The following is a 19847-nucleotide window of genomic DNA, read 5'->3' as shown; positions in this document are numbered from 1 at the left end:
CCGGTGCCCCAAAAAAACCCCCCCCCCCCCCCCCCCCCCCCCCCCTACGCCCCCCCCCCAAACCCCCCCCCCCGGCACCCAACCCCTTTTCCCCCCCCCCGGGGGGGGGGGCCCCCGCCCCCCCCCCGGGGGCCACGGAACGACAAAGGAGATCACCGGCCGGAGCGCCGCGCACCGGTGACACGAGGAGGCGATATGGCATCGACGACCGGTGACGATCCGGCACCCCGCTCGGGGCGGCCGCTCCCGCTGCTGTCCCTGGACACCGAGTTCTTCTGGACCTCCGGCGCCGACGGACAGCTGCGGATCCAGGAGTGCCGGGCGTGTTCGGCGCTGATCCACCCGCCCCAGCCGATCTGCCGGTACTGCCGGGGTCGCGACCTCGCCCCGCGCGTGGTTTCGGGTGCGGCGACGCTGGCCTCCTTCACGGTCAACCAGCGGTTCGCGCTGCCCGGCCTGCCGCCCCCGTATGTGGTGGCGACGGTGGCCCTCGAGGACGACCCGCGGGTCCGGCTCACCACCAATATCGTCGAAGGCGATCCGGGCGAACTCCACCTCGGTATGCGCCTCGAGGTGGTGTTCCAGCAGGACGACGATGTATGGCTACCGCTGTTCCGGCCCACCGCACAACAATCCGAGCCGGCACCGCTACCGGTCGACGAGATCGCACCGGCCGACTTCGGTCAGCGGGTGACGCCGATGCTGCGCCGGGACAAGTTCGAGGACAGTGTCATTCTCACCGGTATCGGGATGTCGGAGATCGGGCGGCGGCTGATGCGGCCGCCCCTCGAGCTCACCGTGGACGCCTGCCAACGGGCGGTGGCCGATGCCGGACTGACCCTCGACGATATCGACGGCCTGTCCTCGTATCCCGGGGGCGGCAACCTGGGCGGTTTCGGCGAAGGCGGGGTCACCGCACTGGAATCCGCGCTGGGTATCCGGCCCACCTGGCACAACGGCGGAATCGAAACCTTCGGGCCCGGCGGATCGGTGATCGCGGCCATGCTGGCCGTGCACGCGGGGCTGGCCACCCATGTGCTGTGCTATCGCACGGTGTGGGAGGCCACCTTCAACGAGATGATGAAACGCGGGACCATCCCCGTTTCCGGCGGCGGTCGCACGTCCAGCTGGATGCATCCGTTCGGATCCACCTCGGCCGCGCATACGCTGGCGCAGAAGGCGCAGCGGCATTTCCACGATTACGGCACCACCCGTGAGACATTGGGCTGGATCGCGCTGAACCAGCGCGCGAACGCCGCACTGAATCCGAGTGCGGTGTACCGCGATCCGATGACCATGGACGACTATCTCGCCGCCCGCCCCATCACCACGCCCTTCGGTCTCTACGACTGCGATGTGCCGTGTGACGGCGCCGTCGCGGTGATCGTCTCGGCGCGCGACGCCGCGGCGGACCTGCCGGTACCCGGGATCGAGGTGGAGGCCGTCGGCACCCAGATCGTGGAGCGCATCGAATGGGATCAGAGCACCCTCACCCACGAACCGCAGGTCCTGGGCCCGGCCGCGCACCTGTGGACCCGCACCGATCTGCGGCCCGACGATGTCGATGTGGCCGAACTGTACGACGGGTTCACCATCAACTGCCTCTCCTGGATCGAGGCACTGGGTTTCTGCAAGATCGGCGAGGCGAAGGATTTCCTGGACGGCGGGAAGAATATCGCCCGCGACGGGATCCTGCCGCTGAACACCCACGGCGGGCAGCTCTCCCACGGCCGTACCCACGGGATGGGGCTGCTGCACGAGGCGATCGTGCAATTGCGCGGGACGGCCGGGGAACGGCAGGTCCGCGATGCTCGGGTCGCGGTGGTTTCCAGCGGGGGGCTGACTCCGGGCGGCGCCATGCTGCTGCGGAGCCCGTCCTGATGAGCGCGCCGGCACTGCGCATCGTGGTGAGCAGTCGATGACCCTGACCGATTCCGATCTCGTCGCCACCGGTTCCCCGGGCCCGCTACCGGTGGTCGCGGAAGTTCCGGAAGTCCACGGGATTCCGGTGTCCGGGCTGCTGGCCGAAGCGTCCGCACCGCGCGCGGTGGTCGTCGCGGTGCACGGTGGTGCGGTCGACTCCCGGTATTTCGACTGCCCGGGACATCCGGAATTCTCCCTGCTGCGTACCGGACAGCGGCTCGGGTACACCATGCTCGCGCTGGACCGGCCCGGCTTCCGGAGCTCCGGTCCCTATGCCGACCGGCTCGCGGACCCGCGGCAGCGGGTGGACCTGATGTACGGCGCGCTCGACGTCCTGCTCGACGGGCTACCGCGAGGCGCGGGAGTTTTCCTGCTCGCCCATTCGGCCGGTTGCGAGCTGGCCGTCCGGATGGCGGCGGCCGACCGAGGCGCGGACCTGCTCGGGCTGGAACTGGCCGGCACCGGGCGGCGGCACCAGCCGGTGGCGCAGGAACTGCTCTGGGGTGCGGATCGGGAACCGGGCAAACGACCGCCGGGAGTGGGGAAACTGATCTGGAGTCCGGCTCGGCTCTACCCCGCGGATGTCACGGGTGGAGGTAGCGTCTCTGCCCGTGGATCGGCGATCGAGGTGAAGGCCATCAACGGATGGGCCGCCCGGGAATTCCTCGGGCTCGCGCCCCGCATCCGTATCCCGGTGCGCTACACCCTGGGCGAACACGAGCGCGTGTGGCGTAATGATCCGGAGGAGATGACAGCGGTCGGGTCGCTGTTCACCGCCGCGCCGCGGGTGGTGGTGAACCGGCAGACCGATACCGGCCACAACATCAGCCTCGGCTACACGGCACCGGCCTACCATCTGTCCGTGCTCTCGTTCGCCGAGGAATGTGCCGTGGCCCGGCAGACCGGCGAATTCTCCGGGCCCACCCTGCAATTCGACGGCGGCGCCGCGGCGCCGGAAAGGTAACCCATGGACGTCACCGATATCGCATTGTTGCTGCTGAGGCTGGTCGTGGGAGCGACCATGATCGCGCACGGGGTCAACCACTGGATCGGGGGCGGCAAGATCGCCGGCACCGCGGGCTGGTTCAGCAGCCTCGGCTTGCGCAACGGTGTGCTGCAGGCGTGGCTGAGCGTGATCACCGAGATCGGGGCGGGTGTACTGCTGGTCCTCGGACTGCTCACCCCGCTGGCCGCCGCGGCGGTGCTTTCGGTGATGCTGGTGGCCGCCCTGCTGGCGCATCGGAAGAACGGGTTCTTCGTGATGCGCGACGGCTACGAATACGTGCTGGTACTCGGCGTGGTCTGCGTGGTCATGGGCATTCTGGGTCCGGGGTGGCTTTCGGTGGACCATGCCGCCGGAATCGAGATCACCGGCTGGGCCGGTGGATTGATCGCGCTCGGCGTCGGCGTGGTCGCGACCGCCGCACTGCTGGCCGTGTTCTGGCGGCCGGCCGCCGGACAACCGGAGTCGGCGAACGCCGATTCCTGAACCCGGGAAGGAAGATTCATATGCGCGTCGGATTCATCGGATTGGGCAGTCAGGGGGGGGGGCGGGGGCCCCCCCCCCCCCCGCGCCCTGGGATCGCAGGTATTCCCGTCCGGCCGATGCCGTGGTCAGATTGCTCAAGCGACGCAACTCGCCGGCCAGTTCCTCGGACCGTGCGGCGGACGCCTGCGATCCTGTCTCGGCCGGTTGCCCTGTTTGCGCGGCTTCCGGCCGCCGACGCCCCACAACATCCCAGGTCAGTGTCGCAAATTGGAGCTGGGTGAGCTTCGCGACCAGGTGTTGCACACCCTCGGTATCGAGTGCCTCGGAATGGTTTTCCACGTACAGCCGCGCGGCGCGGGCGCTTGCAGTGGGGAGGTCGTTGTTCAGGGCCTGCAGAACCTCCGCCTGGTGGTGATAGCCCCGGGTGACCCGGCGAAGTTCCTCGAGATCCGGGTCATCGGAGGAATCCGCGGAGGAGGGCGGAATCATCCTCCGCCACATGTCCGCAGACAGCAGGTCTTGCGCGTCGTAGCCGAACCGTGGCGCATACCGCTCGATATGACTACGCCCGTCCTTCAGGTCCTCCCATACCCGCGACCATTCCCGGCCCCACCGGATGCATCCATCGAGCCCGGCCAAGCCCCTGATCCGATCGTCGGATGATGCCTCCGCATGCCGGCCCGCGACACCGGACTCGGACTCGGGATCTTCGGGAGCGATCGGCGCCGGTTCCTGCGGCGAGCCCGGCGATTCCTGGTCCGGTGTGGGGGACCAGGCGTAGGCGTAGGTTCGGGGCTCGTGGTTGGGCCCGAGACGAGCCACACCGTCCGGGGAGAGGGCGGCCCAGACGGTTTCGCGGCCCCGGCCGTGACCATCCAGCGCGTCCGGGGCGGTCGGCTGCCGCGCGGCCGCCTCGTCCGGGGCAGTCCCGGACCCACCGGCCTCCCGGGTGAAGCGAGGGCCGAAGTACTCGAGTAGCCATGGGGGCGCACCGACCTGGTCCCCGGCACCGACCCGCCGGAGATCGTCGACGGCAGCCTGCCGGTCGTCCGCGGACCCGGCCGCCTCCAGGCGCCGCCGGGCCTCTTGCTCGGCCGCCGCAAATGCGCTGTCGGCCAGAACTTCGAGCTCGGCGAGCTTGTCGATATCGCCGTGGAGATGGGCCAGATCCAGTTGCACGAGCAGCGCGTTGATCAAGAGCTGATCGGCCTGACGGTGCTCGCTTTTCGCGCCCCGCACATCGGCCATTGTGCCGATGTCCTCGGCCAGGACGACCGGATCACCGAACTCGAAGATATCGTTCGTCATGGCCAGCACATGGAGTTCGCCGAGGTCCGGCTGCGATTCCATGAACCGCTCGAGCTCGGCCCGCAGCCGATCGGCTGCGGCCTCGGCCGCTGTGCCGCGCGGTGTGATCGCCACATTTTCGAGGCTGTCGAGGTCGGCCAGCCCCCGCACATAGTCGTAGGCAGTCCACCGGATCGCCCGCTCGATCCGGTAGGCCTCCGCCCGCAGCGCCCAGAACCGCGCCGGCTCCAGATCACGGAATTCACCGCTACCCCGGCGGTTTTCGTAATGCTCCCGGAACCAATCGGTGAGTACCCCGGCAGCATCGATCACCGACAGCGGGTCTGCGCCGGTGAGATCTGCGGGGAGCTCATCGGGGTATCCGATCGCGGCCGCGATATCCGCGAATCGCCGGCGCGCCGTCTGCCGCTGCCGTTGCTCGGCGTTCGCGCGCACGGGATAGCGTGCATCCCAGGCCGCCCGCACGGCCTTGTCCAGAGGTGTTCCGCCGGGCTCGGGCCAGAAACCCGGGTCCCGGACGATATTGACCGAACCCGGCAGTTCTGCTTCCAGCAGAGCCAGCTCTACCTCAGCGCAATGCACTGCGTATTCCGCCTGAGCGAGGTTCTTGCGGGTCCGGTCGAGGTCGTCCAGTTGCGCCCAGAGCACACGGGGCGTTGTGCGGGTTCCGGTCAGCGCGCTCTCGCTGCCCACGCTGCTCGCGGTTTCGGGACCCGCGTTCAGATTGGCCCCCACCCCGGCCCGCAGGCCGGCTTCCCGGGCCTCCAACGTCTGCCGGAACTCCTCTGCACGACCGTCCGATTCACCGAGCGGGTCCAACCCGGCGATCTTGCGCATACGGAGGTTCGCGGTGTGCAGGGCCTTGCGGGCGTTGAGGTAGGCCGTCGACCATTCCGTTTTGTAGTCGGCCGTGTGGGTGCGGGCGGCGTGGTCCTGATCGAACAGCTCGAATGCGGTGATCTGGGCGACGAGATCGCCGCGCCGCAACCGCAGCAGCGCACGTTCGACACGGTCTACGTGGGCCGTCCTGCGCTGATGAGTGGCGCCGGCGGCTACGCCGGTGTCGTGTCCGGCGAGCGCGAGAGCGCGACGTTCGGTCGCTATCCATGTCGTGAGGCGGCCGTCGAGGTGCCGGGGGTCGTCGAGCGCGGCCACGGCCACGCGCCTCGCCTCGGGTTCCCCCTCGGTCCGTTCCCGGATCTCGGCTTCCAGGTCCAGCCCGGCGTAACTCGTCAGGTCTCGCAGATCGGCCACGATCCGCTGACGACGCTCGGCCACCACCGCCTCGACCGCCCGGCGTATGTCGGCTACCCGGCCGCTGTGGAATTCCGGGCTCCCGACCGCACCGACGGCCGCCTGCCGCACACCGGCCCGCGCCGCACGCTCCTGGCTCGCGTGGTATTCGATGGCGGCTTCGAACATATCCGCCGCGGCACGGAAGCGGGCGGCACGTCGTTCGACCAGGTACTCGACATCGGTCAAGCCACCTTTGGCCTTGCGATCGTCGCTGTGGTCGATATCGCTGAGATCAGCGGCCGCCATCCGGTCACCGATCGCGGCGAGAAGATCCGGCACATCGCCGATCTCCGGATCCACCTCGTACTCGGACGCGATCGCCCGCAGCCGATCGTATGCGGCCTCGGCCCGCTCCCGAGTCTTGTCGAGCGCTCCCACCAGCTCGCCATGGGCAGTTTGGGCCGATACCGAAGCATCCTGCGCCAGAGCTACCTCTGTCAGGAGACCCTCGGTGAGCTGATCACGCTCACGCCAGAGCTCGCGCAGCTGATACCACGGAACCCGCAGGACCCAGTTCGCCAGGTCGGACCCGGACGACAGTGTGCCCTGCCTCCGGATCTCGGCCTCACGCTGCTGGATCTCCGCGTCCAGTTCCCGGATGCGGGTGATGCGACTCGGTCCGGCGTCCGCATCGCGATCCGATCCGCCGGGCTCGATCAGCTGGCCGCCGGACTGAGTGGGCAGGTACCTGGGATCGGTGTTCGCCGAGGGGAGCAGGTCTCGCAGCCGGTGTTCCCAATCGGCTTCGCCGTTCGCCTCCCCATGCATGATCTCGAACGGGGGCAGCTTCGCCCATGCCGAGAACCACCGTGCCTCGAACCGCTGCTCGGCCACCTCGTGCCTGAGCAACCCCACATGACTCATCAAGGTGTCACGGTCCAGCGGATAGCCGAGCGAGAGATCGCGCCACGCCTCGGCGATCAGGTGGTTGGCCCGGAACCTCGCGATGACGGGCTCACCGGTTCGCTCATCGATGAGATTGTGCTCGGTGAAGTACAAGTGGTTCTTGATCGCGCCCACGGTGTCCACACCGGACACTTCCAGTATGTGCGCGACGTCCTCGGGCGAGAGTCCATGCGCCCCGGGGTCCGCCGCGATCCCGGCGAGATACGTGGCGATCCGCCCCACGTCGGTATCGTCCGCGCGCGCCGCGTCGTACCGCTTTTCGGCCCATGATTCCCAGGTCGACGGATCCGATCCCTTGTCCGGTATGCGCGGCGCCGTATCACCGCGTAGCGCGCTATCGACGAGGCGCATCGCGGTACCCGGGGAGAGGTTATCGGGGTTGCGGAACACCATCCGGCCCACGGCCAATCCGGCGGCGCCGGATTCCCGGACCGCCGCGACGACCTGTTCCATCGGGATGTTCCAGTTCGATCCGCCCGCGAATACCACCGGGACCTGCGAGGAGGCGACCACCGCCTGCATCGCGGCGAGGTTGGGCGTTCCGCCGATGGGCCCCAGCTCGGTGTCCACCGTCCCGTCGGGCCACTTCGGGATGCTCGTTTTCACGATATCCGCGCCCAGAAGCACCGCCTGACTCACGGCCGTGAGGACGTGGTCGAGGTTGTCCGGCGAGATACCGGGGCCACGTGGGTAACTCATGATGATCAGCGGAATATCGGCCTCGGACAATGCCCTGCCGAGCTCCGCGACCTCGGCTTCCTGCTCCGCGTTGTCGAGCGATCCGACATTCACATGGACACTCACCGCGTCCACGTCGAGCCGCTTCGCCTCCCTGATGATGCTTTCGGCAGAGCCGAGGAGCACCTTGTGATTCGGATCGGCGCGGACCAGTCCGGCACGGCCGACATCCTCGCCGATGACGGGCCCACCGGTCACGTGCAGGACCAGTCCGTCCGCACTTGTCCGATCGAACCGTGACGCGTTACCGCGATGCAGAAACACGCCATTCGCACCGTTCTCGTGAACGGCACGGATGAGCGGGCTGAATTCCTTGGCGTCCCGGACGACAGGGCCGTCGGTCAGAGCGTGGTCCAGCGCGACGATGACACATGTTCCGTCGTCGTCGAACAGTCCGGTCAATCGACGCCAATAGTCAGAACCCCTGTCAGTGGAATACTTCAGACCCTCCCACCTCGACTGCAGCAGCTGCCGGATAGTTTCTCCGCCGCTCGGCACGAGACGCTGCCCAGGTGTTGCCGATTCCCGGCCGGCTGGTTCCGGAACCGGAGTGTCTTCCGATGTGGCGGTATCCGGGAGCTCCAGCGGCGCCGGCCGCGCCACCTCGCCCGCGGACCCCGCGTCCACGGCCAGCAGCGCGGTCTCGAGCCGCCGGGCTATCCGGAGCAGGTGGAGCGGGCGCTGATCCCCCGTGAACCGATACCCGAGATCACGGCGGATGACCCGCTCGAGCGCGACGACCAGTTCATGGGGATCTCCGTCGAGGAGCTCCCGGAACCTGCGTTCGGTGAAATTCCTCGAGACTCCGGGCGCCCAATGCGCTCGCAACCGGTCGAATTCGGCTCGTAGCCGATTGACCTCCCGCTCGATCGCGTCGCGGTGCCCGGCCGGATTCGCGAGTGCTTCGGCGAGCTGCCGGGCACGACCGGGCTGCACCGCGCAGCCGGTGTCGTCCAGCAGGATGGCCCGCACCTCGCCCGCCGATCGAGCTGCCGCATCGAACGTATACGCGGTGCCGCGCACCCTGCCTTCCGGCTCTTCGGCCCACAACTGGCCGGTGATATTTCGAACTACGTAGACCTTGCCCGCGGGTTCGGCCACCACGGCCGTCGAGCCGGGCCCGAGATCCAGCAGTTCCCGGCCGAGTGCGGTGTAGGCATCGCGATATCCCTGGTCCGGCGTACCGAACCGGTGCAGCGAACCACGGAACGCCCGCGCCAGCCCACGATCACCGCGCTGCGGCCCGGACCTCCCGGCCGGCAGTTCCATATCGATATCGGAGTAGAGCTCCCGGACCCGTGCCACTACCTGTTCGGCCTGTTCGTCTACCGGGAGCGTGATGTGGCGGTGCGGCGGCACCGCGTCCCCCTCGGCGGCACCGAATGCCGCATCACCCAGTTCGAGATGAGGCCGGGCCGGGTCGATACCGGCAAACCACAGATGATCTCGCAGCATGGCCAGGAAGTCACCGAAACTCCGTTCTGCGGAATCTGTTTCGGCGAGATACCGATGTAGTGCGTAGCTTGTTGCCGCCGCGATCGACTGCGGACCGTTCACCTGTCTGGGGCGGCGCCAGTGATACACCTCCCTGAGACCGGAAACGACCTCGGACGGGTTGTTTTCATCCACTGTCCGCAGATCCCGGAGCGCCTGCACGACCTCCGGCCCACCCGTCGCGGGCAGGTCGAGATCCCTTGCCCGCAGGACCACATCGCGCTCACCCGCCGCCCGCTCGCGTCCACCCGGAATATTGTCCAGCGATCGAAGAAGGTCGACCACCTGCGCGCCGTAGGGCAACTGGAGTAGTTCCAGTTCCCGAAGCCGCTGCCTGATATCGACCCCCGGTATCGCCGAGAACCCCACCCCGGGGCAATCCGGCACCGGCTGCACACCCACCGGAACCTCAGGCAGGAACCCGTCCGGATGGGCCGTCCGGAATTCGGCGATCTCCCGCAGAGTCCGTCCCAACGCCACCGGGTCCGCGAACGGTATCGCCAATGTCACGGCACCGGTCGCGGTCTCGCGCTGATCGAATTCCCCTCTTCCCCGCGCAAACCCGGCCAGTTTGTCGCTCAGGGTAGCGATCCGGTCCGGAGTGCCGGAAACCCAGAGGTGATAGCGCGGGCCGAGATCCGCGCGCCACAGGTATGGTTCGCCCAGATCCACTGCTTCCGGGACACCAGACTCGACGGCTACGTGATACGCCCGCTCGGCCTCCGCTTCGAATGTCACTCGGGAGGACGCCACCTCTGCCGGCAGCGGTGCGGCCAGGCGGGACACCACGTCTTGTGAAACGTTCCGGAGGAAGTCTCGCAACGGTCCGGTCCACGTATTCACTTCCGCGGCAGACAAACCGAAACTCTCGACAGCTTCGATCAGATAGGAGGCGAGCTCGACGATCTGATCCGGAACCGCCAGGTTCGCATCCAACGCGATCGTCGACCGTATCCGCCGGAGGGCTGTGCTCTGTGGATCTCGGACGTAATCGTCGGAAAAGCCCGCGTACAACGCATTTCGGTGCACTACCGAGATATCGAATCTGTCCAGAAGCTCGAGCATCGTCCGGCCGTATTCGTGGTGGCGCAACGCGTCCAGGAGAGGGCCGCCGGTCAGCCGGATGGTCCAGGCCTCGGCCGTGGCGTCATCCAGGCCGGAATCCGCGAGGGCATCGGTCAAGTAGCCGGTCAGCGCGGAAATCTGCTCCGGCAGCTCCAGACTGGCATCCAGCACGATCTGCTTCTGCTGCCCATAACCCGACGGCTCGCCCGGATCGTCGATCTCCTCGACGCGATAGCCGGGCGTATCCAGCAGATCGTGCACGATCGTGATGTCGAGGAGACCGAGCAGTTCGAGGACATCCCGGCCCGATTCGTCGACATCCAACGCCTGCAGGAAGGCGTCCTCATCTGAGAGTTCCACCGCCTGCGCTCGGTCGTCAGCGGTCCCCGCACCGACCGGAGATGCAGAAATTTCCGTACCACCGCTCGCTTCCGGCACGATCAAGGCGCGGACATCGATGTACTTCCAGGTGTCGACGGGGATGACATCGTGCAGCGGCACCCCCGAGCCGTTCCGGCCCGCCGTAATCTCCTCGACCTGGAATATGCCGCGCACGTTCTGCACCAAATAAATGCGGACATTTCCCTGATCGTCCGAGCTGGTGCGCGACCGGTCGAACACCACCGCCGCCGCATTGTGATGCCGAAGCTTCTCGCCGAGCTCACGGTACGCGTCACGGAATCCGCCACTCGCCTCACCGCATCGGAAGAACTCGGCGCCGAAGGCGGCCGCGACGGTACTCTCGAGACCGTCCGGGCCCGGCTCGTGGTGTGGCACAGTGAGGTCGATCCCCAACCGCCTCGCCCACACAGCGATCTCGCCCAGCGGTGTCCGGTCCCGCACCACACGGTCCCGCACCCTTCCCGGACTACCGATCGGGATTCCCATCGCACCGAGCCGAACAGCCGAACCGTCGGCGCCCAGCCGCGCGATCTGCTCGGAAAGCGCCGGCTCCGCCAACTCCGCCGGGTTACCGTCCGCATCGACCGCCTGGCCCACGCCGTCGTGCAGAATCGCGAAAACACCGTTCACATCCGGGAATCGGTCGGCGATCAACCCCGCGAAGATCAGTTCGTCGAAACGGCGGCCGTGGATTGCCGGATCGGCCGGATCATCGACAACCACACGACCGTACTCGTCGAGGACCAGACCGAAGACGTGTCCGCCGTAGCCCTCCGCGTCTTCGGTCTCGCGTCGTACCACCACCACAGCGGATTCCGCCCGATGCTGTGCGTCCCCCAGCAACGTCCGGATCTCTCCGAGGGCCGGCACGGTGTTCTCGCCCGTCCCGTACTCGCGCAGTACAGCCTGATACGACTGCTGCACGGCAATCTCGCTCTGGCCCGGCAACTCATCCGACTCGTCGAACTTCGAGACCAGCTTGTCATCGACCCTGCCCCTGTTGACCCGCTCCCATTGCAACACCGCACAATGTCCCCGCAAAGCGGCCACACCGCCCTCGACGGTGTCCACCCCTTCGGCGGGCACCGCCGCAGTCCCGTCGAGCCCGCCGGTATCACCATCCGCCTCATCCGAATCGGTCTGCGCATCACCGGGAGCGACAGATCCGTTACCTACCGGCATCCCACTCGGCTCAGCAGCGGTGGAGCCAGCCGGGCCGGTGCGGGCGTCGGAGAGCTCCGCGCGGCGGGCTCCGGCGTCCGGCGAAGACTCGGGCTCGACCGCGTCGGCGACAGGATCTTCGGGAGCGATCGGCACCGACTCCCGCAGTGGAACCGACGGCTCCTGGCCCGATGTGCGGTTCGGGGTGTCGATCCCGGACTCAGGGATAGTGCCGAGTCGCTCCCTGCTTTCCGGGTTCAGGTCGAGCCAGACGATTTCGCGGGGCTGGTGGCCGGGACCGTCCACCACGTTCGGGGCGTTCTGCTGCGAACCCAGGCGGTCCGGGAAGGCGGCGGATGCGCCGTCCTTACCGGTGAAGCGGGGGCCGAAGTACTCGAACGGCCATCGGCTCGCATCGACCTGATCCGCGGCCCCGACCCGCCGGAGATCGTCGAGGGCTGCCTGCCGTTCGACTTCGGATCCTGCTGCCGCCAGGCGTTGCCGGGCCTCCTGCTCGGCCGCCAGGTAGGCCCTTTCGGCCAGAGCCTCGAGTTCTTCGAGTTTCTCGATATCGCCGTTCAGCTGGGCCTGATCTATCAGTACGTGTATCGCGTTGATCACGACCTGATCGGCATGACGGTGCCGTTCCTTCGCCTCGTGCGCATCGGCGTACTCGCCGATCTTCTCGGCCAAGGCGACCGGGTCGCCGAATTCCGAGATATCGTCGATCTCGGAAACCCGGGCAAGAAATTCCAGGTTGTCGCGGAACCACTGCGATTCCATCAGCTGCTCGAGTTCGGCCCGCAGTTGATCGGCCTCGGCCTCGGCCTGTTTGCCGATCGGTCCGATCTCCACATTCGCGAGGATGTCGCTATCGGCCATCGCTCGCATGAAATCATAGGCGGTCCACAGGATCGCCCGTTCGATCCGGTACGCCTCCAAGCTCAGCGCCCATTGGCGCGCATGCTCCCCGCCAGCCGTGTATTCGTTCGTAGTTGTGCGGTCCTTGACATGCTTTCGGAACCACAGGATGAGATGCACGGCAGGGATGACCCGCATCGGGTCCGCGCTGACGAAATCGGTGGGGAGTTCATCGGGGTATCCGATGGCGGTGGCGATTTCCGCCAATCGTCGAGGCGCCTGCGACCGCCGGTCGATGATCGTCCGGTACACCTCCCTGCGCGCGCTGTCTGTCCGCCCAAGGGCTTTCTCCAGAGGTGTGCCGCCGGCCTCCATCCCCCCGAACTGTGGATCCCAGACCATATTCACCGAACCCGGCAGCTCTGCCTCCAGCAGCGCCAGATCGACTTCAGCACAATGCACTTCGTATTCCGTCTGCGCGAACGCCAGGCGGGCTCGGTCGATCTCGTCCAGCTGCATCTGGAGCACGCGAGGCGCTCGACGGCCCCCGGTAGGGTCATCCAGGCGACCCTGCCCGCGCCACTGGCCCGCGCCGCCCGCGTTTTCGGCCGCTTCCGCCAGATCGGCCCGCACCGCGTCCTCGCGGCCCTTCAGCCTCTTCCGGAATTCTTCGCCCAGTCCCGCTGATTCACCGATCAGGTCCACTCCGGCGATTCCTCGCATGCGTAGGTTCGCGGCGTGCACGGCTTCGCGGGCATTGAGACGGGCTGTCGACCAGCCCGATTCATAGTCGGCCATACAGGTGCGGGCCGCGTCGTCCTGATCGGTCAGCTTCCATAGCGTGGCCTGGGCGATGAGATCGGCGCGCCGCAACCGCAGCAACGCACGTTCGACCCGGTCGGCATGGGCGATCCGGCGCCGGTGCGGGGCACCTGCGGCTATTACGGTGTCCTCGGCGGCGAGCGCGATTTCGCGACGTTCGTCCGCTATCCAGGTCGTGAGGCGGCCGTCGAGGTGGCGGGGATTCTCGAGCGCGGGCTCGGCGACGGGTTCCGCCTCGAAATCCCCGTCCTTCAGTTTCCGAATTTCGTCCTTCTGGTCCCGGATCTCGGCTTCCAGACTCCGGATCAGGCGTTTCTGTTTCCTGATCTCGGCTTTCCGATTCGATTTCTGGGCATTGTGTTTCCGGGTCTCGGCTTTCTGTATTCCGCTCTCGGCATTTCGTATTCGGGTCTCGGCATTCCGTGTCCGGATCTCGCCTTCGAAGTCCAACCCGGCATAGACGGTGAGCTCACGCAGATCGGCCACGATCCGCCGACGCCGATCGGCCACCGAAGCCTCGGCCGCCCGGCGCACGTCGGCCAGCTCGCTGCTATGGAATTCCGAGCTCCCGGCCTCACCAACCGCCGCCGGCCGCACCCCGGCACGTACCAAACGTTCCTGACACGAGTGGTATTCGATAGCGGCTTCGTATGCATCCGCACCGGAGCGGAAGCGAGCCGCACGCCGCTCGACCAGGAATTCGGCATCGGTCAAACCACCCTGGATCAGGCGAGAAGAATCGATATCATGCCGATCGGCAGCGTCCATCCGGCCACGGATCGCGACGAGGAGTTCCCCCACATCGGTAACCGCGCGAGGGACCTCGTACTCGGTCGCGATCGCCCGCAGCCGACCATGCGCCGCCTCGGCCCGCGCCCGGGTCTCGTGCAGCGTCCGCACCAGCCTGTCCTGGAGAGCCCGCACTGCCCCCGAATCGGTCTGCGCGACTTGCGCAATCAGGCCGTCGGTGAGCGCATCCCGCTCGCGCCAGAGCTCACGCAGCCGGTACTCGGGAACCCGCAGCACCCGGCGAGGCAGGTGGGAACCGGACGAAGTGCCCTGTCTCCGGAACTCGTCCGCACGCTCCCGGATCTCCGCATCCAGCTCCTGGATCTCCGCGTCCAACTGCTGGATACGGGCCATCGCACCGCGAACCGGTTCACCGGGCGCGATCGACCGGCCATCGGACTGGGCAGGCTGGTACTCGGGACCGGTACCCGCTATGGAGATCACGTGTTTCAGCGGTGACCCCGGCGGCTCCTGGTCCGATGTGTGGTCCGGGGCGTCGATCCCGGACTCAGGGATGGGGCCGGAGAACGCCTCGCCTTCCGGGGCGAGGTCGTGCTGGACGATCGTTGCCCCGAGCCCGCCGGTATCAGCTTCCGCCGCATCGGAATCGGAGACGCCCACATCCTCGCGGTCGGCGTTGTGTTGCGGTGCGGACGGTACCGGCGGCGCGTGGGGCTGGTTCATCCGCCGCGACTCACGCGCGATGCGCGCCCGCTCGGCCGCCTCGTCCTGTACCAGCGGGATGAGCCGGCGTATTCTCCGTTCCGCCGCCGCGATGGTGTTCTCGGAGGCTTCGACTCTGTCCTGCGCGGAACGCATGCGCGCCTGGGCCTCCGCCGCCGCGGCGGATGTGTTCGTCTCCGCGGCGCGCACCGCCTCGGCGTATTCGCGCGTCGCGGTGGCATGCTCGGCACGACCGTTCCGGTAGTGCGTTACCCCGATCTTGTAGTCCCTGTTCCGCGCACCATTGGCCAGTCCACCGTCGAGCGCATCACTGAAGCCGTAACTACCGTTCTGGCCGTTACGCCCGGCGCGGGCGGCGGCCTGGGCATCGGTATCGGGATTGTCCGAGCGGCCCAGCTTCTGCACGTGCAGCCCGCCCGCCTCGTTCACCTGTTCGCCGACCGTCGGATCCCAGCCCCGGCCGAGCATTCCGTCGACCCCTACGGTGACTCGGCTCGCTCGACCGGCACGGGTTTTCACGCCTCCGAGTTTTTCCTGAGCAAGATTGTTGTCGCGATGCTCGGCGAACCATCTGCCGTGAATCGCTTCATGGTCGATGCCATTGTGCGTAAGTACGCGGGAGAACTTCACCGCCAGATCCGGGCGCGCGATAATCGCGACCGGCCGGCCCTGATCCTGCAGCGTGCGGACCTTTGCCACCGCGTCTTTCAGCATTTCCGGCTGCGTGAGGAAGATCCGGTCCTCCTCGGCCACCAGCCGGGACTCCTGATGATCCTCGACCCGGCCCAGTCCACCGTGGACCGGGAAATTCTGCTTGATCTCCGCCGCGGTCCGCTCCAGCGTGCCCGACATCAAACTCAGCCGGTCATATTTGCTCAGCACATCAGTGACACCGACTCGCTTGGAGCCCTCACCATCGGAATACACGTCGAGGTCGTATATCGCCTCCACCATCTGGTGCCGGCCACCGAACCAGCGGCTGTCGGTATTGACCTTCGGATCGCTCATCGGCTTTCCGTTCTCGTCCAAGATCTGGACCTTCCCGTCGAAGACCTGGAAGTGCCAGTCCTGCACCAAACGCCCGCCCTTCTGCCCCGCCTTCAGATCGAAGAACGCGCGCGCCATCTCGGACTCCCGCTCGGTGAACGGCCGCCCGGTCTTCTCCTCCCACAATTCGCTCGCCCGGCGCACCGCGGGCTCGGAATCGGCACGGTAATCCGCATGGGTCAGCACGCGTTTCGCGAGCATCTGCTTGAGATGATCACGCACCGCCCACACGTGCACCTTCTCGGTGTCTTCCACCGGTGCGCGTTCACCGTCGGACAGATGGTGCTCGGTCTGATTGTGGATCAGCACCGCGTCCGCCTCATCGATCGTCGCGGTGCGGCCCGGCGGCACGGAATCCTTCAACTCGGCGGTGGCGCGCTCGTCGTAGGTCAGGTAGACGACCGTCGATTTCGCCAACTCCGCCGGATTGTCCGGATCCCAGCGGGACACCTCGTATCCGAGCCTGCGGAACATTCCCGCGCTCTCCCGGATTCCGTCATCGGCCAGCAGCTCGGTGGTGGTCAGCACATGATGTACTCGCCGCATCTCCCCGTCGGCGAGTTCCACGGGTTCACCGCGGGAGAGCTGGTGCAGCGAATCCAGCCACCCCACCAGTGTCTTGCCCTGACCGGTCCCCATCTGACGCATATATCCCTGCCGCCCGAGCAGGAAGGCCTTGATCTGATTCGCCCGCGGCGAGAAACCCGTCTCCGCCCGGACCGCCGCCACATACCGCAGCAGGGCCTCGGTCTCGTCCGGGCCCTCCATCACCGCCCGGCGCCGCTGCCACGACTCACCCAGCAATTCCGCACGGCGAGCGTCGAACACGGCCAGTACCTTCTCCGCCGCCGCCGTGAACCGCTCCCCCGCCTCCCGGCCCAGATCGGGCTTCGTATCCGGATCCGGCGACGGCAACTCCGCGAGGTCGGCCCGCAATTGTCCGACCGGCTGCGCCTCGTCGCCCGACGCGGCGGCCTCCAGCGCAACGGAGCGCCCCGGGTCCACCGGCCGGTCGACTGCCTCGGCCAGCCCGAGGAGTTCCCGGACCGCGCGGTAGCGCCGGAATTTCGCCTCGTCGGCATCGCCGCCCGCCAGCTCCCCCGCGTCGCGAGCCGACAGGTTCTCCGTCACCAACCTGCGTGTTCCCGGGTCCTGCGACTCCAGCCACCGATCGACGGTTTCCGCGCCGGCGATCTTCCGGACGTGGCCGAGTACCGCCGCCGTGGCCACCTCCGTATGGGACGTGAGCCACCGCGATATCGCCTTGCGTTCTTCGTAGAACGGGTGCTGCTCCTTCCTGAGTTCGCGCGGCGACACAGCCCATTCGGCCACCGTGCCCTCAGCGGGGCGCACCACGATGCGCTCCATCAGCTCACGCACAGCCGCCGGGTCGGTCTCGGTGCCCGCCGCCGTCAGCTCCTCGACGGCGGCGGCGAGAGCGGCGTCGAATGAACCGTCATCGCGCGCCCACGATTCGCGGATGATCAGCCACTGCTCCTCCGGTGTGGGAACGCCGCGCGCGAGGGTGTGTGCCAGCGCGCCGACCGCACCGAGTACCTGCTGCGCGTTCGGCGAGGGTGAGGTCTCGGCAGGTTCCGGGGTGTGTGCCGACGGGCCGACCGCACCGGGTAGCTGCCGCGGACTCCTACCGCCGGGTGTCCCGGCAAGGACTTCGGGCAGAGTCTTCGCCAGAACCGGCGCGGCACCGAGGGCATCCGATTCCGCGCCGATCAGATCCTGCACCACCGCACGATGTTTCGGTTGCAGTACCCGCAGCGCCCGCTCGAAGACCTCCGGAGCCGACCGTGCCGCCGCACGGACCAGCTCCCACGCCTCTACCTGGGATTTCGCCAGGTCCACCGCGGGCGCGGCGCCGGACTGATCACCGGTCTCGGCCGCGAGGGCCGGGTCGACCGCCTCTCGCGTCCCCGCATCGACCTGCTCCGGGAACTGCGGGTCCACCCGGTAGTGGGCCGTTCCGTCTCCCACCTGATCTGGACGCCCCGGCATCGATAGCGTGTCGCCCTCGGTATCGGCAACTGTATCCGGCTGTCCAACAGCGGTATTCGATCTTGCCGGCGCAGGTGCACCGGGTGCGGGACCCGGTCGTCGGGAACCGGAGGCCGGAGCCGGTCGCGACGGGGTACCGTCGCCACGGATTCCGCCGACGAAGGTCCGCTCGATACCGGCCCGCTCGGCGAAATCGAACGGCGCCGGCCCTCCCGACACCCAGTCGTCGACCATCACCGTATCCCCGTCGAGATACAGCACATACGGTCGCGCGTTCACCCCGTTCGCATCGGAACTCCCGAACTCCTCGACCACCACCAGCGTGCCACCGGGCCCGAGTTCCTCCAGCGACTCCCGCAGATGATCCGGGGTCGACCGCCGCCGCCACTCCTTCGTCCGAATACGCTTGCGCTCGGCAGCCAGTTGCAGCAGCCGAGCTTTCTCCTCCGCGGCCCGCTTCGTGTAGTCCTCGGCCGCCTTCGCACCCGCGGCCAGTTCCGCTTTACGGGCTTGCTCCCGGGCCGACTGCTTCTCCTCGATCTGTTCGCCCAGCATGTCGGCATACGCGGTCCAGCGGTCGATGGTGTGTATGCCGCTGGTATCGATACCCCGCGAGCGGGCGGTATCCGCCAGTCCAGCCTCGATCCGCACACCGGGATTGCGCCCCGCCGCCAGTCCGGCCCGCGTCCGGCTCATATCGTCGACCTCGACCCGCACAAGTTCATCACGCCGCCGCGCGTGCTTTTTCGCATCCCGGGCCATGCTGTACCCGATACGCTCCAACCGGCGCTCTTCCTCCCACGCCAGCAACCGCAACCGGAACTGTTCCTGCCGCGGCGTCGCCCCCCGCTCGGTTCCGGCCCGAACGAAATTCCCGTCGAACACCTGCTCCAGCGCCCGCATATCCACACCGGCCGCATCCACCCGCCCGGGTCGCTGGATCAACCCACCCGGATGCCGGGTCGCGAGCGTATTCGACAGTGCCGCAATCACATCCACCGGTCCACGACCGCCGGAAACAGGAACCGCACCGGTATCACCCGGCGGCAACCCGGCACCACCGGCCTCGTCACCGGCGATGTCACGATCCGCCGTGGATTCCGCACCGGTCTCCCGCCCGGAGCCCACCGTCTCCGAATCGCCTCCGTCCGGCATCCGCTCACCATGGTCACCGGCTCCGGCGGCCGTCTCCCCGGCCACCACACCGGATCCGCTGCCATTCGTCTCCGCACCGAGACCGAATTCGCCCGTCGGCGAACCGGAATCAGCTGGGCGCGATCCGGAATCGTCAGTCGGCGAACCGGATTCCGCCGGGTGCGCACCGTGCCGCGCCCGGATATCGGTTTCCCGGGAAACCTGCTGCGCACCGGTATCGGAATCCCTCGCAACCGGCGGCTTACTCTCGGATACCGGCTCGGACCGGCGGCCACCGGCCTCGGAGCCGTCCCGGCTCGCAACAACATTCGAATCGGCATCGGCAGCATCCTCGGCGACACCCGTACCGATCGGCGTCCCCACCGCACCGGCACCCGGCGTTCCCCGCCCCCCGACTTCCGATCCGGCGAACAGCCCCGACCCGCTCGCGGCGGCCGAACCCCGTCCACCCACACCCTGGGAATCACCGGCCCCGCTCGACCCTCCGGCCTGCCTCTCCGGACCACCCTCCGCACCCGCATCCCCCGACCCCCGGTCCCCGACCCGGATCCGCCGGTAGTCGTCAACCGTGATCGGCCTACCCGAATAGTCCGAACCACCCTGCCAGCCATAAACCATGCCCGGCCCCGCCCCACCGATCACACCACCGGTCAACGAACGGGGATCCATCTCCCAGTTACCGGTCAACCGTCCCTGA

At 67.7% G+C, this 19847-nt stretch carries 4 protein-coding genes; 3 read left to right on the top strand and 1 reads right to left on the bottom strand.

The window, feature by feature from the left end:
* Window positions 1–195 precede the first annotated feature (195 nt).
* Genes QH195_RS16440 through QH195_RS16430 form a run of 3 tightly spaced genes read left to right on the top strand, consistent with a single transcriptional unit; the run spans window position 196 to window position 3412 of the window.
* Window positions 196–1881, top strand: a complete 1686-nt coding sequence (locus QH195_RS16440; RefSeq protein ID WP_280436019.1) for a thiolase C-terminal domain-containing protein — start codon at window positions 196–198, stop codon at window positions 1879–1881.
* A gap of 37 nt (window positions 1882–1918) precedes the next feature.
* Entirely contained in the window at window positions 1919–2887 is a 969-nt protein-coding gene (locus QH195_RS16435) for an alpha/beta hydrolase (protein WP_280436018.1), read from the top strand.
* 3 nt (window positions 2888–2890) lie between these two features.
* Window positions 2891–3412 carry a DoxX family protein gene (locus QH195_RS16430; protein WP_280425476.1) on the top strand — a complete coding sequence of 174 codons (522 nt, stop codon included), beginning with the start codon at window positions 2891–2893 and terminating at the stop codon, window positions 3410–3412.
* Between the two features lie 33 nt (window positions 3413–3445).
* On the opposite strand, the gene QH195_RS16425 is transcribed toward QH195_RS16430, so the two are convergent.
* Window positions 3446–19513 carry a hypothetical protein gene (locus QH195_RS16425; protein WP_280436017.1) on the bottom strand — a complete coding sequence of 5356 codons (16068 nt, stop codon included), beginning with the start codon at window positions 19511–19513 and terminating at the stop codon, window positions 3446–3448.
* Between the last annotated feature and the right edge of the window lie 334 nt (window positions 19514–19847).

The sequence above is a fragment of the Nocardia carnea genome, assembly GCF_029868855.1.
Taxonomy (GTDB): domain Bacteria; phylum Actinomycetota; class Actinomycetes; order Mycobacteriales; family Mycobacteriaceae; genus Nocardia; species Nocardia carnea_A.
This window is presented reverse-complemented; position numbering and strand designations above follow the sequence as displayed.